Origin of the sequence: Bradyrhizobium sp. SZCCHNRI1029 (assembly GCF_032487555.1) — a bacterium.
Classification (GTDB): domain Bacteria; phylum Pseudomonadota; class Alphaproteobacteria; order Rhizobiales; family Xanthobacteraceae; genus Bradyrhizobium.
Map to the genome: position 1 here is coordinate 12610 of NZ_JAUEUK010000016.1, position 14427 is coordinate 27036.

Annotated in this window: 11 protein-coding genes; 8 read left to right on the plus strand and 3 right to left on the minus strand. The window is 66.4% G+C overall.

What is annotated here, in order from left to right; all coding sequences use genetic code 11:
* Positions 1 to 22: 22 nt before the first annotated feature.
* The 3 genes from QW861_RS31475 to QW861_RS31485 form a co-directional block, all read right to left on the minus strand.
* Positions 23 to 1057: an ABC transporter ATP-binding protein gene (locus QW861_RS31475; protein WP_315826484.1), complete on the minus strand. Its 1035-nt coding sequence runs from the start codon at positions 1055 to 1057 to the stop codon at positions 23 to 25.
* A 508-nt stretch (positions 1058 to 1565) separates the two neighbouring features.
* The gene (locus tag QW861_RS31480; RefSeq protein ID WP_316164362.1) at positions 1566 to 1778 is read right to left on the minus strand and encodes a hypothetical protein; all 213 of its coding nucleotides are present in this window, start codon (positions 1776 to 1778) and stop codon (positions 1566 to 1568) included.
* A gap of 21 nt (positions 1779 to 1799) precedes the next feature.
* A complete protein-coding gene (locus tag QW861_RS31485; RefSeq protein WP_316164363.1) occupies positions 1800 to 2462 on the minus strand; it encodes an aldolase in 663 nt (220 codons plus the stop codon).
* A 130-nt stretch (positions 2463 to 2592) separates the two neighbouring features.
* Here QW861_RS31485 and ltnD point away from each other — a divergent pair, with 130 nt between their 5' ends.
* From ltnD to QW861_RS31525, 8 genes are all read left to right on the plus strand, one after another.
* Positions 2593 to 3507, plus strand: coding sequence for an L-threonate dehydrogenase (gene ltnD, locus QW861_RS31490; RefSeq protein ID WP_316188164.1), 915 nt, complete (start codon positions 2593 to 2595; stop codon positions 3505 to 3507).
* A gap of 22 nt (positions 3508 to 3529) precedes the next feature.
* Positions 3530 to 4312 (plus strand): 2-oxo-tetronate isomerase, encoded by a 783-nt coding sequence (gene otnI, locus QW861_RS31495; RefSeq protein ID WP_316193935.1) that lies wholly within the window; start codon positions 3530 to 3532, stop codon positions 4310 to 4312.
* On the plus strand, positions 4309 to 5586 hold the full coding sequence (otnK, locus tag QW861_RS31500) for a 3-oxo-tetronate kinase (protein ID WP_315826371.1): 1278 nt from the start codon (positions 4309 to 4311) through the stop codon (positions 5584 to 5586). Before otnI ends, otnK begins: the two co-directional genes overlap by 4 nt.
* 278 nt (positions 5587 to 5864) lie before the next feature.
* On the plus strand, positions 5865 to 7892 hold the full coding sequence (locus QW861_RS31505; protein ID WP_316193936.1) for a methyl-accepting chemotaxis protein: 2028 nt from the start codon (positions 5865 to 5867) through the stop codon (positions 7890 to 7892).
* Between the two features lie 478 nt (positions 7893 to 8370).
* Positions 8371 to 10074, plus strand: a complete 1704-nt coding sequence (locus tag QW861_RS31510) for a methyl-accepting chemotaxis protein (RefSeq protein WP_315714951.1) — start codon at positions 8371 to 8373, stop codon at positions 10072 to 10074.
* Positions 10075 to 10192: 118 nt separating this feature from the next.
* On the plus strand, positions 10193 to 11749 hold the full coding sequence (locus tag QW861_RS31515) for an ABC transporter substrate-binding protein (RefSeq protein ID WP_315749168.1): 1557 nt from the start codon (positions 10193 to 10195) through the stop codon (positions 11747 to 11749).
* A gap of 180 nt (positions 11750 to 11929) precedes the next feature.
* A complete protein-coding gene (locus QW861_RS31520) occupies positions 11930 to 12142 on the plus strand; it encodes a hypothetical protein (RefSeq protein WP_409998600.1) in 213 nt (70 codons plus the stop codon).
* A gap of 256 nt (positions 12143 to 12398) precedes the next feature.
* The gene (locus QW861_RS31525; RefSeq protein ID WP_315749170.1) at positions 12399 to 14090 is read left to right on the plus strand and encodes a methyl-accepting chemotaxis protein; all 1692 of its coding nucleotides are present in this window, start codon (positions 12399 to 12401) and stop codon (positions 14088 to 14090) included.
* Positions 14091 to 14427: the final 337 nt, after the last annotated feature.

Below are 14427 nucleotides of genomic sequence, written 5' to 3' on the forward strand. Positions count from 1 at the left end.
GGAAAGAACGAGCAAACGAAAATCAGGTGACCAGCTCCGCAGCCGGAGCGGCTGCGGCAGGGCGGGGCGTCAGTGCGTCAGCGAAGGCCATGTTCCAGGTGACGACGACGCGCTCGCCGATGCTGTGGGTCTGTGCATCGAACTGATCGTCGCTGAGCTGCGCCGAGATCTCGGGGCCACCGTCGGTCGCGACCGCGACCAGCACATAGGTGCCCTGATATTCGATCTTGCTGATGGTGCCGGGCACCACCGGGCCGTCGATCGCCGCATTCGGCGCCTTGAGCTGGATGCGGTCGACGCGCACGGCGAAGGTCTCGCCGTTCAGCGGGATCACGTTGTGGCCGCCGATGAAGCGGGCGGCGAATTCGGTGCGCGGATGATTGAAGATGTCGCGCGGGCTGCCCTGCTGCTCGATGCGGCCGCCATTCATCAGCACCACGAGGTCGGACAGCGCCATGGCCTCGTCCTGGCCATGGGTGACGTGGACGAAGGTGAGGCCGAGCTCGCGCTGCAGCCGCTTCAGCTCGGCGCGCATGCGCAGGCGCAGGAACGGGTCGAGCGCCGACAGCGGCTCGTCGAGCAGCAGGATCTGCGGCGAGGTGATCAGCGCACGGGCCAGCGCCACGCGCTGCTGCTGGCCGCCGGAAAGCTGCGCCGGCAGGCGGCCGGCATAGCTCTGCATGTCCACCAGCTCGAGCAGCTCGCGTGCCTTGGCGTGGCGCTCGGGCTTGGACACGCCTTTCATCTTCAATGCAAACGCGACGTTGTCGATCACCGACAGATGCGGAAACAGCGCATAGGACTGGAACATCATCGCGGTGCCGCGTCCTGCGGGCGGCAGCTCGGTCACGTTCCTGGCGCCGACGATGATGTCGCCCGACGTCGCGGATTCGTGGCCGGCGATCATGCGCAGGGTGGAGGTCTTGCCGCAGCCGGACGGGCCGAGCAGACAGCAATAGGAGCCGGCGGGAATCCGCAGGTCGATTGCGTCGACGGCGGTGACGTGACCGTACATCTTCGTCACCTTCACCAGTTCCAAGCTCGCGCCCGCCGCCATCCGCCCTCCGTCGTCCTGTCCCGTGTCGGTCATGATCGCAGCTCGCTCCGTCGGGCGCGCGCGATCCGGCCCGTCTGATGTCTGCAACGGATATGCCAAGGGTCGCCGTGGGCGCGGAGCAGTGCGCGAAGATTGCGCGCTGGATGAGATGCGTATGCAACGCTCGAAAGGGCATTCCCCGGTCCCGGCGTCAGTCCGCTCAGATGGGCCGCCGATCCGGCCAAACAGCCGCGCCCACGCCGATGTGGAGGCATTTTGCCCTGTCCTTTCGTGCTCCGGGCGTGCTCAGCGATAGGCTGCAATCGATGGTGGAAGAGCGGGGCGCATCCTCGCGCCGCGGCAGCGATGAGCTGCCGGTGTTGTCCTTGCTCGACCGATCCGTCCCTGATTGCTACCGAAGTCGCACTTTGCCTGAATATTAGGCATCGTTGTCCTCCCGAGGCAAGGCAGCTTGATGAGCGACAAGGCGGCGCAGGCTACCTCGCATGCAGGCCGGGCTGGCGGGACGCTAGATCCGCCGTGCCCGCGATCTCGCCTGCGCGGCGGCCACCAGCATGCGCTCGGCAATGCCGCGCAGCTCGCTGACCGCGATCGGATCAGAGGCGGCGAACGCGTCATAGGAGTCGGCTGCGATCGGAAACCAGCGATAGAAGCGGGCCTCCTCGTAGAGCACCCGGGCAGCGGCATCGATCTCGGCCGGCGTTGTTGCGAAATATTGCATGCCCATCCATCCGCCGGCGGATCAGTGATGATCGTTGTGATCGGGCAGGGTGAGGCCGAAGACTTTGACCAGATCGTCGACCTGCTGCGGCGACAGATGACGCGGGTTGAGCCCGCGCAGCAGCAGATAGAGCTTTGCGGTCTCCTCGAGCTCCTCCATCGCGAACACGGCGGCTTCCAGCGTGTCACCGGACACGACGGGCCCGTGATTTGCGAGCAGCACCGAGGCGTATTTGCCGGCGAGACCCTTGATGGCATCGGCTACCGCGGGATCGCCCGGACGATGATAGGGCACCAGCGCGGTCTGGCCGCAGCGCATCAAGTAATAAGGTGTCAGCGGCGGCAGCGCGGCGCGCGGATCGATCTCCGGCAGCATCGAGATCGCGACCGAATGGGTCGAGTGCAGATGCACGACGGCGCGCGCGGCGTCGCGCGTCTGGTACAGCGCCGTGTGCAGCGGCACCTCCTTGGTCGGCGCATCGCCCGAGACCAGTCGCCCCTCGGCATCGAGCCGCGACAAACGGGCCGGATCGAGGAAGCCGAGCGAGGCATTGGTCGGCGTCACCAGCCAGCCGCCATCATCGAGCCGCACGCTGATGTTGCCGGACGACCCCGGCGTCAGTCCGCGCTCGAACAGCGAGCGGCCGAACCGGCAGATGGCCTCGCGAATCGCAGTTTCCGCCACGGGTCTTTCCTCGCATGTCGCTGTTTTGCCGCTTTGTCTCACGCTTTGGCAACGCGGCCAAGCCGTGATACCCAGAGTGCAGTCCGGGGCAACCGGACATTCTCCGGGAAACGCTTCAGGGATCTGCCGCATGCCGTCGCCATCGCAATTGAACGTCGCCGTGATCGGGCTTGGCTCGATGGGATTCGGCATGGCGACCTCGCTGAAGCGCGCAGGCTTCGAGGTGACCGGATGCGACGTCTCGGCGGACGCGGTGGCGCGTTTCGTGGCCGACGGCGGCAAGGGCGCGACGACTCCCGCCGAGGCGGCTGATGGCGCCGATATCGTGGTCAGCGTCGTGGTCAATGCGGCGCAGACGGAAGCCATCCTGTTCGGCCCGGGCGGTGCTGCCGAAACCATGCCGAAGGACGCCGTGTTCGTCTCCTCCGCGACCATGGATCCTGACGTTGCGCGGCGGCTGGCGAAGCAGCTCGAAGCCACCGGCCGGCACTACCTCGACGCGCCGATCTCCGGCGGCGCGCAGCGCGCCGCGCAAGGCGAGCTGACGATCCTGGCCTCGGGCAGCGCGGCGGCGTTTGCCAAGGCGCGGCCGGCGCTCGATGCGATGGCGGCCAAGCTCTATGAGCTCGGCGATGCCGCCGGGCAGGGCGCTGCGTTCAAGATGATCAACCAGCTTCTCGCCGGCGTTCACATCGCTGCCGCCAGCGAGGCCATCGCCTTCGCCGCCAAGCAGGGTCTCGATATCAGAAAGGTCTATGAGGTCATCACCGCCTCGGCCGGCAATTCCTGGATGTTCGAGAACCGCATGCCGCACGTGCTCGACGGCGACTACACGCCGCGCAGCGCGGTCGAGATCTTCGTCAAGGACCTCGGCATCATCCAGGACATGGCACGCAGCCATCGTTTTCCGGTGCCGGTCTCGGCCGCCGCGCTGCAGATGTTCCTGATGACGTCGGCCGCCGGCATGGGCCGCGACGACGACGCCTCTGTGGCGCGGATGTATGCGCAGGTCACCGGCACGACGCTGCCGGGCCCCTCCAAGTAGCAGCACGACGAGTCTTCACGCCATGCCCCGCTTCGCCGCCAATCTCTCGATGATGTTCACCGAGCATCCGTTCCTCGACCGCTTCGCGGCCGCCGCCAAGGCCGGCTTCACTGCGGTCGAATTCCTGTTTCCGTATGACCATCCGGCCGAGGAGGTCGGCCAACGGCTGCACGGCAACGGCCTGACCCAGGCGCTGTTCAACCTGCCGCCCGGCAATTGGGATGCCGGCGAGAGGGGCTTTGCGGCGCTGCCGGAGCGCTTCGACGATCTGAAGGCGAGCCTCGAGACCGCGCTGCCCTATGCCATGGCGACCGGCGTGAAGCGGCTGCACATGATGGCGGGGATCGCCGAGCGCAGCGATCCGAAGGCGGTGGAGGCGTACTACAAATCGGTCGCATGGGCGGCCGAGTTCTTCGCGCCCCACGGCCTCGACGTCGTGATCGAGCCGATCAATCCGCGCAACGTGCCCGGCTACTTCCTCAACGATTTCGACTTCGCCCGCGACCTGATCCGCGAGCTGAAGATTCCGAACCTGAAGCTGCAGTTCGACATCTATCATTGCCAGATCATCCATGGCGACGTCACGATGCGGCTGCGCGAGATGATGGACATCATCGGCCACATCCAGATCGCCAGCATTCCCTCGCGCAACGAGCCCGACGGCGAGGAGCTCAACTATCCGTTCCTGTTCGCGGAACTTGACCGGCTCGGCTATGCCGGCTTCGTCGGCTGCGAGTACAATCCGCGCGGCCGCACCGAGGACGGGCTCGGCTGGTTCGCGCCCTACAAGGGAGTGAAGCCGTGAGCCTGAAGCTCGGCTGCATCGCCGACGACTACACCGGCGCCTCCGATCTCGCCAACACCCTGACCCGCGCCGGCCTGCGCACGGTGCAGACCATCGGCGTACCGGCTGATGACCTCACGCTGCCCGAGGTCGATGCCGTCGTGGTGTCGCTGAAGAGCCGCTCGATTGAGGCGTCGCTTGCCGTGGCCCGCTCACGCGAGGCCGACACATGGCTGCGCGCACGAGGCGCCGACCACGTGCTGTTCAAGATCTGCTCGACGTTCGATTCCACCGACGCCGGCAATATCGGTCCTGTCATGGACGCGCTGGCGGGCGATGCCGGTGAAACGATCGTGCTGGTGACGCCGGCGTTCCCGGAAACCAGGCGGACCGTCTATCAGGGCAACCTGTTCGTCGGCGGCGTGCCGCTCAATGAGAGCCCGCTCAAGGATCATCCGCTCAACCCGATGCATGACGCCAATCTGGTGCGCGTGCTCGGCCGGCAAAGCCGACGGAAGATCGGTCTGGTCGATCTCGCCACCGTGGTGCATGGGCCGGAGGCGATCAGCCACCGGCTGCAGGAACTGGCCGGGCAGGGCATGGGTGCCGCGATCGTCGACGCCGTGTTCGATGCGGACCTGACCGCGATCGGTGCGGCCGCCTTGAAGAGCCGGGTCTCCGTCGGCGCGTCCGGCATCGGGCTCGGTCTGGCGCGCGCTTTGGTCGAGGCCGGGCGCGTGCATTCCCACGGCTTGGCGCATCACGCCGATGCCCCCGTCGGCGGCTTGGCCGCCTGCCTCGCCGGCAGCTGCTCGCAGGCGACGTTGCAGCAGATCGCGCAGGCCGAGACCATCATGCCGGTGCTGCATCTCGATGCGGCGGGTCTGGTCGCCGGTCCGGACGAGACGCAGCGCGCGCTCGCCTGGGCGCGTGAGCGCATCGCCAAGGGGCCTGTGCTGATTGCCTCCAGCGCGACGCCGGATCAGGTCAGCGCGCTGCAATCCAGGCACGGCCGCGAGGCGGCGGGGCACGCCATCGAGCAGGCGATGGCCGATCTCGCCGAGGGGCTGATCCAGGCCGGCGTGCGGCGGTTGATCGTCGCCGGCGGCGAGACCTCGGGCGCTGTCGTTGATCGGCTGGGGATTCCCGGCTTCCTCGTCGGTCCGGAGATCGCGGCCGGCGTGCCCGTGCTTCGCACGATCGGCGCCGATGCAGGCGACATGCTGCTGGCGCTGAAGTCCGGCAATTTCGGTGGGCCGCAGTTTTTCGCCGACGCGCTCGGGCTGATGCGCTAACTGCGCGTCAGCCGACTCCCGGCTGCGTCGGCCCGTGCCGGATTTTGGAACGACGTGCTTGGCCTCGGTCCCGATCTCATCATCTGCTTAGTTTGTGAGCCGTCGCTCGGCGCGGCAGCGCCGTCGTGCCGCCATAAGCATCGGGACGCACACTGAAAAAGCAGAAGTTTTTTGCGTGTAATGCCCGATAACTCCCGTAAATTAACGGTCTCTAGGGACCTCACCGCTATACCTCCAGTACGGACCGTCGCGTGACGCGTTCATCTGTGGGTAGGGCAATGAAACTGAATCGGATCGGCTACAAACTCGGGCTCGCTGGCGCCATCGGCGCATCTCTCGCCGTCGGCATGATCGCTAACCAGTTGATGGCGGAAAGAGCGGTCAACCACGCCAATCAGCAGGCCGAGCGCGCGCGGCGCGTCGTCGAGAGCGTGCTGTCGGCCAGCATCAACATGCAGCAGACCCAGCTCGGTGGCCGTTCGGCACGGCTGGCGCGTGCGCCGGCCGAGGCAGAGAAGGCCGCCGCCGACATTCAGCAGTTCTCGACCGGGATGGTGACGGACATCGACGCCGCACTCGCCAACGTGTCGACCGCCGACAATCGCGCCCGGCTGACCCGGATCAAGGAGCTGATGACGAGCTATGCCGCAGGAGCGGTCGATCTCGCCGAGGCGCAGAAGAAGTTGCTGACGCAGATCGAGAAGCGCAGTGCTGTCTCCAACGACTGGAACACCAGCCTGAAGGCGCTGCTCGCCTCGCCGTCGCTGCCGAAGCTCGCCTTCCGCGAGCGGGTCGAGCGCCAGCTTCACGCTGCCGATGCCAAGTTGAACTACATGCGGTCGCAGGCCTGGCGGTTCGGTATGACTGGCGATGCCGCGACGATCCTGACGGTGAAGCAGACGGTGCCGGGGCTGAAGAGCTCGCTGACCGATGCCCGCATGCTGGCCGACGACCGCGAGATCCAGGCCACGATCACCAAGCTCAATGGCCTCGCCTCGGACTTCGTCGCCGCGAACGACGAGGTGGTGAAGACCGAGGGGATCAAGGAGGCCGTGCTGCGCGACCGCACGCTCATCTATCTCCGCGAGGCCGGCGAGCTGATGTCCTCTGCGATCCAGGACGCGCGCGCGCGCAACGCGAGCGCGCGGTTCGAGGCAGACCAGGTCGCCGCGCAGGCGAGCTATATCACGCTGTTTGTCGGATTGGCGGTTCTGTTGTCGGTGATCGGTTCGGTCGTGTTCTCGTTCCTCGGGATCGCGCGGCCGTTGACGCGGCTGAACGCGGCGCTCGGCGAGATGGCGCGCGGCCGGCTCGACATCGCCATTCCCGGCGCATCGCGGGGTGACGAAATCGGCGATCTCGCCAAGACCGTAACGGTGATCCGTGGCAATGCGGAGGAGAAGGCGCGCGCCGAGGCCGAGGAAAAGAGCGCGCAGGACGCGATCACGGCGCGCCAGCGCAAGGCCGACATGCAGCGGCTGGCCGAGCAGTTCGAAGCCGCGGTCGGCGAGATCGTGAACACCGTCTCGTCGGCCTCGAGCCAGCTCGAGCAGTCCGCCACCACGCTGACCCAGGCCGCGACGCGCTCGCAAGGCTTGACGACGGCGGTTGCGTCCGCCTCGGAGGAAGCCACGACCAACGTCCAGTCGGTGGCGTCTGCGACCGAGCAGATGGCCTCGTCGGTCACCGAGATCAGCCGCCAGGTGCAGGAATCGGCGCGCATCGCCAACGACGCCGTCGGCCAGGCCCGCACCACGACCGGGCGCGTCAGCGAGCTGTCCAAGGCTGCCACCCGCATCGGCGACGTCGTCGAACTGATCAACACGATTGCCGGCCAGACCAACCTGCTGGCGCTCAACGCCACCATCGAGGCCGCACGCGCCGGCGACGCCGGCCGCGGCTTCGCGGTCGTCGCCTCGGAGGTCAAGGCGCTGGCGGAGCAGACCGCGAGGGCGACTGGCGAGATCGGCCAGCAGATCTCGAGCATCCAGGTCGCAACGCAGGAGTCGGTCAGCGCGATCAAGGAGATCTCCTCCACGATCGAGAAGCTGTCGGAAATCTCCTCGACCATCGCAGCCGCCGTCGAAGAGCAGGGCGCGGCGACGCAGGAGATCTCGCGCAACGTCCAGCAGGCGGCGCATGGCACGCAGCAGGTCTCGTCCAACATCGCCGACGTCGAGCGCGGTGCGGCCGAGACCGGGTCGGCCTCGGCCCAGGTGCTCTCAGCGGCACAGGCGCTGTCCGGCGACAGCAACCGTCTCAAGCAGGAGGTCGCGAGCTTCCTCGGTTCGGTGCGGGCGGCGTAACGCCGAGACGCGGAAGCGGCCAACTCGGATTGCGCAGGGGATTAAAAGGCCGGAGCATCGAACGCTCCGGCCTTTTGCGTTGTCACGCGTTGCATCGACGCCGGGAAACTAACCTGCGTAGTCAATCTGCGTTTTTAACTTGTGTTAAGAATCGGCGCGTAGGGTCCGGACGTTCGCGGCCAACGCGCAGTCGAGTCCCACGGGCAGACGGCGCTTCTCTCGTTCGGTCGCATGGCACGAGACGACGCGTCGCACGGCAAGCCGGAGCGCGTTACCGATCTGGACGGGCAACGATCAGTTTTCGATCGTTGCTCCGTATTTGCACGGACATCGTCTTAACCAGACTTAATATTGGGTTCCGTAGCTTCCACGCGTGGGCTGCGGGCCCGTTTGCGTGACGACGAGGGCGAGCCCCCCGACCGTCGACGTGATCTGTCCCCGAGCGCCCCAAGCATGAGTCGCGCCCGTGGAGACTGACATGTCGTTTGCAATGCCTCATCGCCTCAAGCTCACCATCGGGATCAAGATCTACGCCCTGATCGGTCTGAGCTTCCTCGGTCTGATCGGCCTGACTGCCTTCAATTCCCGTGAGCTCGCTGCCGGCCTCAAGCAGCAGAAGCAGCTTGAGCTGCGGCATCTGACCGAGCTCGCGCTCGCCATCTTCGCCGAGGAGCATGCTGCCGCGCAGAAGGGGACGATCTCGGTCGCCGACGCGCAGAAGCGCGCTCTGGAGCGCGCCTCCCAGCTCCGCTATGGCGGCAACGAGTATTTCTTCGTCACGGACATGACCGCGAAGATGCTGATGCATCCGATCTCGACCAAGCTGATCGGGCAGGACGTCGCGGACATGAAGGATCCGAACGGCAAGAAGCTGTTCCAAGAGATGATCGACGTGGTTCGCCAGCATGGCCGCGGCTTCGTCGACTACGATTGGCCGAAGCCCGGCTCCGAGACGCCGCAGCCCAAGCTCACCCATGTCGCAGGCTTCGCACCCTGGAATTGGCTGGTCGGGACCGGCGTCTATATCGATGACCTCTCGGCTCAGGCCTGGGCCTCGACGCGGCAGTCGTTGATGGCGGCCGGGATCGTGCTGCTGATCCTGCTCGTCGTGTCGACGCTCGTCGGGCGCGGCATCACCAGCCCTCTGCATCGCATGACCAGCGCGATGAAGAGCCTCGCCGGCGGCCGTCTCGACGTCGAGGTCCCCGGCGTAGGACGCGGCGACGAGATCGGCGAGATGGCCGGCGCCGTCGAGGTGTTCAAGAGCAATGCGGTCGCACGTCACGCGCTGGAAGCGGAGCAGAAGGAAGCCGAGCAGCGGGCGCTGGCCCGCCGCAAGGCCGACATGCACAAGATGGCCGACGACTTCGAAAGCGCCGTTGGCGAGATCGTCGAGACGGTCTCGTCGGCTTCGTCCAGACTGGAAGTCTCGGCGGATACCTTGAGCAAGACGGCGGTCCGCGCCGGCGAGCTCGCAACCACGGTGGCGGCTGCGTCGGAGGAAGCGTCGACCAACGTGCAATCCGTCGCCTCGGCCACCGAGGAGATGACGTCCTCGGTCACCGAGATCGGCCGCCAGGTGCATGAATCGGCGCGCATGGCCAACGAAGCGGTCGAGCAGGCGAAGAAGACCAACGAGCGGGTGAGCGAGCTGTCGCGCGCGGCGAGCCGCATCGGCGACGTGGTCGAGCTGATCAACAGCATTGCCGGGCAGACCAATCTGCTGGCGCTGAACGCCACGATCGAGGCGGCGCGTGCCGGCGAGGCGGGGCGGGGCTTCGCCGTGGTCGCCGCCGAGGTCAAGGCGCTGGCGGAGCAGACCGCCAAGGCGACCGATGAGATCGGCCAGCAGGTGGCCGGCATCCAGGCGGCGACACAGGAATCGGTTGCGGCGATCAGGCTGATCTCCGGCAGCATCGAGCGGCTGTCGGAGGTTTCCTCGACGATTGCAGCCGCTGTCGAAGAGCAGAACGCCGCGACCAAGGAGATCTCGCGCAACGTGCAGCAGGCGGCGCACGGCACGCAGCAGGTCTCCGTCAACATCACCGACGTGCAGCGCGGCGCCACCGAGACCGGCTCGGCCTCGACCCAGGTGCTGGAGGCGGCCCAGGGGCTGTCGACAGACAGCAACCGCCTCAAGCGCGAGGTCAGCCGCTTCCTGCAGACGGTCCGCGCGGCCTGACAGGCCGCGGCAATCTCACTAGCTCAATCAACGATCCGACCAGCGTGTCTCAACGAGTTCAAATCCCGTCATGATGGCCTTCCTTGACCTCCGGCCCCGCCACGAGGTGGTGAACCGGATGCGATCGCTCGCGACTTCCTCGGTGATCATCCTCACCCTCATGCTCACGACCTCGGTCGGTGCCGCGCCCGGCGACAACCTCGCCGTCGTGCGCGACCTCGGCGGCAGGATCGGTCCCGCCATCGGAGCGGCCCTTGCCTGCAGCGAGATCCCTCGGCCGCGGATCCAGGCCATCATCGGCAAGTTCCAGGCCGTCATCCGGGAGGTGTCGAGCGACGACGGCGATCGCAACGAGCTGACGCGCGAGTTCGACCGCTCCATCGCCGACGGTCGCGCGGCCGTGGCGAGTGGCCGCCAGGACTGCCGGCGGGCCGAGCTTCAGCTCGCAGACATCGAGCGATCGATCGGCGCGCCCGCAACGGCGGCCGGCGCGCTGCCGGACTCTGCGCCCTCCATCGCTGCGGCTGGTGCGACGAGCGCCGTGCCTGCTCCATCGGTTCGCGGCGTCACGGAGCGCGACATCACGTTCGGCAGCGTCTTGCCACTGTCGGGCGCGAACAAGGAATCGGGCCGGCTGCTCAAGGTCGGCATCGAAGCCGCCTTCAACCGCGCCAACGACGCCGGCGGGGTCAATGGCCGGATGCTCAAGCTCGTCGTCGCCGATGACGGCTATGATCCGAACCGCACGCTCGACGCCATGAAGCAGCTCTACGAAAAGGAGCGCGTGTTCGGCTTCGTCGGCAGTTTCGGGACCGCGACGGCGGCCGTCGCGATCCCATATTCGCTCGAGCGCCGGATGCTGTTCTTCAGCCCCTATACCGGTGCGAACGTCTCGCGCCACGATCCGCCGGACCGCTACGTCTTCAACTATCGTCCGAGCTATTCGGAAGAAGCCGATGCGCTGGTCCGTTACCTGGTGAAGCTGCGCCGCGTGCCGCCACGCCAGATTGCGCTGTTCGCGCAGGACGATTCGTTCGGCGATGCAGGCTTTGCCGGCGTGGCAAAGGCGTTTCGCGTCCTCGGCCTCAGCGACGCCGCGATCCTGCGCGTCAACTACACCCGCAACACCGTCGATGTGGAGCCGGCGATCAACCAGCTCAAGGCCCAGAAGGTGCCCGTCCGCGCGGTCATCATGGTCGCGACCTCGCGCGCGGCGGCGAAGTTCATCGAAAAGGCGCGCGACGCGCTTCCCGGCGTCCTCTTCGTCAATGTGTCGGCGGTCGGCGCATCGGCGCTTGCCAATGAGCTCATGCTGCTCGGTTCGCGCTACGCGGCCGGGGTCGTCGTGACCCAGACCGTTCCCGCCGTCTCCGGCTATTCGAGCGTGGTGCTCGACTACAAGGCCGCGCTGGCTCGACACTTCCCCGGCGAACCGCCGGACTACACCTCGCTCGAGGGCTACATCGAGGCGAGTATCCTGGTTCAGGCCCTGAAGCAGGCCGGTCCGCAGCTCGATACCGAGCGGCTGATCGATACGCTGGAGTCGATGCGCAACATCGATCTCGGTCTTGGCGCCTCGCTCAACTTCGGCCCCGCCGAACATCAGGCCTCGCACAAGATCTGGGGCACGGCGCTCGACGAGACCGGCGCCTATCAGCCGATCGAGCTGGAATGACGCGGCTATCGCCGGGGTGCAGCGCGGCTCCGGCGAGACCGGCTCGGCGTCGTCCCAGGTGCTCTCGGCGGCGCAAATGCTGTCCGGCGACAGCAACCGACTGAAGCTCGAGGTTGGACGTTTCCTGGACACCGTGCGCGCAGCCTGATCCCGGCGCGCAGATCCCGACCAGACCAGGGCGTGGCCGCGAGGCCGCGCCCTTTTTTCGTGGGCCGGTCGGCGCGGATGGCGGGCGAGGCAGCCGGCCAGGCGCGCGGGACCACCGATCGCCTCGGCGGGCTGTCGAAGGCCGCGACCCGCATCGGCAAAATCGTCGAGCCGATCAACATCACCGCCGGCCGAACCAACCTGCTGGCGCTCTTGCGCTTCCTGCAAACGGTTCGCACCGATTGATCCAGTTTCCTGCATCAACGGCGGCAACATGGTTGGGCCGTTCTGTCTGGCTCGTATCGAGGAGACACGCCGGCGACAGGTCTTGTGAGATTGCGGCCGTCCGTGAACGGGGTCCAGCGACCCGTATTTCAACGGTTGCGGCATTTTATCTTAGGTTAATCGGCGACTGCGACAATCGATGCATCGTTTGCAGCAAAATTAGTCATGCCGATGCCGGCATGACTCGCGGCCATCATCGTCGATTGAAAGACTCGCCATGCGTAAGAATTTGCCCGTCACCAACGTCGAGTATCCAATCACGGATGACACGCTGATCGTGTCCAAGACCGACACGAAGGGCAAGTTGACCTTCTTCAACCAGGATTTTGTCGATGCGGCCGGCTTCACCGAAGCCGAGCTGATGGGGCAGCCGCACAACATCGTGCGTCATCCGGACATGCCGCCTGAAGCTTTCGACAATCTCTGGACCACGCTCAAGGCCGGCCGTCCCTGGGTCGGAGCGGTCAAGAACCGCCGCAAGAACGGCGACTATTACTGGGTGCTGGCGACGGCGTCGCCGATCTGCAAAGACGGCCAAGTCGTCGGCTACACCTCGGTGCGCACCAAGCTGCCCGCCGACCAGCGCGCAGAGGCCGAGCAGGTCTATGCGGCGATCCGCGAAAAGCGGCCACATGGTTACAAGATCGACGACGGCATCGTCCGCCGCCGCTCGGTGTTCGACCATCTCTCGATGTTCACCGGCACGATCGCGGCAAGGCTGCGAACGCTGGTCGGATTGCAGACGCTGTTCCTGCTCGTGCTTGGTGTCATCTCGTTCGGGGAGGGCGGGCTCGCCGGAATGACCGCCGTGGCGATTGCTGCCACCGGTGTCGTGCTGTGTGGCCTGGTCGGGCTGCGCACAATGAACGTGATCGTGGCGCCGCTCGATCATGTGAACGAGACGATGGAAAGCATCACCCAGGGCAAGCTCGACACCCGCATGCACATCGAGCGCGACGACGAGATCGGCCGCGCCTTGCGTAACCTGCAGACCGTCCAGACGATGGTGCGGTTCAACGCCAGGGAGCTCGGTGAGCAGGAGCGGCGAGCAGCCGCCTCGCGCAAGCGGGAGATGTCGGAGCTCGCCAACAGTTTCGAAGGCGCCATCGGCAACATCGTCAATACGGTGTCCTCGGCCTCCAGCGAGCTCGAGAGCTCGGCCAACTCGCTGTCGAGCACCGCCGTGCGAGGGCAGGAGCTTTCCACCACCGTCGCCGCGGCCTCCGAAGAGGCGTCGGCCAATGTTCAGGCCGTCGCCTCGGCGACCGAGGAACTCACTTCGTCGGTCCGTGAGATCAGCCGCCAGGTGCAGGAGTCCGCGCGCATCGCCTCCGATGCGGTCGAGCAGGCACGCCGCACCAATGATCGTGTCGGCGAGCTGTCGAAGGCGGCGACCCGCATTGGCGACGTCGTCGAACTGATCAACACGATCGCCGGGCAGACCAATCTGCTGGCGCTCAATGCCACTATCGAGGCCGCGCGGGCGGGCGAAGCCGGCCGCGGCTTTGCCGTCGTCGCCTCCGAGGTCAAGGCGCTGGCCGAACAGACCGCCAAGGCGACCGGCGAGATCGGCCAACAGATTTCTGGCATCCAGGGGGCCACGCAGGAGTCGGTCGGCGCCATCAGAGAGATCTCGACGACGATCGAGCGGCTGTCGGAGATCGCCGCGACGGTGGCGGCCGCGGTCGAGGAGCAGGGCGCAGCAACCGCCGAGATCTCGCGCAACATCCAGCACGCCGCCGCAGGTACACAGCAGGTGTCCGCCAACATTTCCAACGTCCAGCGCGGCGCCAGCGAGACCGGCGACACCTCGGGGCAGGTGCTCAGCGCCGCGCGCCAGCTCTCCGGTGATAGCCAGCGTCTCAAGCTGGAGGTCAGCCGCTTCCTGCAATCGGTTCGCGCCGCCTGACCCAAGACATTGACGAAGCCGAGGACAGCGGCCGAGATTGGCCGCTGTCGCATCCGATAGTCGAACGACACAGCCCTAACGATAGCCGCGGACAGAGCCGACGATGCCCCCGCGAACCACGTCGACGCTCATGCGTGCGCCGTTCGTCAGGCGGCGCCCCGCTCGACCGGATCATCCCCCACCGTTGCAGACTCCCCACACCTGACGCCCCGGCCAGAAAGGCCGTTGTCGCGCCATAATCCCGCTAAGGTGCGGAGATTAACTTGTGTTAGGCATTTATTCAACCGACGGTATATTTGAGTGGCAGGCAATGTGATTGCGGGTGGTTTTTCGCGAA

Bases quoted from the DNA above. Each gene is read 5' to 3' on its own strand.
- QW861_RS31475 (WP_315826484.1), bottom strand. From the start codon at position 1,057: ATGGCGGCGGGCGCGAGCTTGGAACTGGTGAAGGTGACGAAGATGTAC.
- QW861_RS31480 (WP_316164362.1), bottom strand. From the start codon at position 1,778: ATGCAATATTTCGCAACAACGCCGGCCGAGATCGATGCCGCTGCCCGG.
- ltnD (WP_316188164.1), top strand. From the start codon at position 2,593: ATGCCGTCGCCATCGCAATTGAACGTCGCCGTGATCGGGCTTGGCTCG.
- otnI (WP_316193935.1), top strand. From the start codon at position 3,530: ATGCCCCGCTTCGCCGCCAATCTCTCGATGATGTTCACCGAGCATCCG.
- QW861_RS31505 (WP_316193936.1), top strand. From the start codon at position 5,865: ATGAAACTGAATCGGATCGGCTACAAACTCGGGCTCGCTGGCGCCATC.
- QW861_RS31510 (WP_315714951.1), top strand. From the start codon at position 8,371: ATGTCGTTTGCAATGCCTCATCGCCTCAAGCTCACCATCGGGATCAAG.
- QW861_RS31515 (WP_315749168.1), top strand. From the start codon at position 10,193: ATGCGATCGCTCGCGACTTCCTCGGTGATCATCCTCACCCTCATGCTC.
- QW861_RS31525 (WP_315749170.1), top strand. From the start codon at position 12,399: ATGCGTAAGAATTTGCCCGTCACCAACGTCGAGTATCCAATCACGGAT.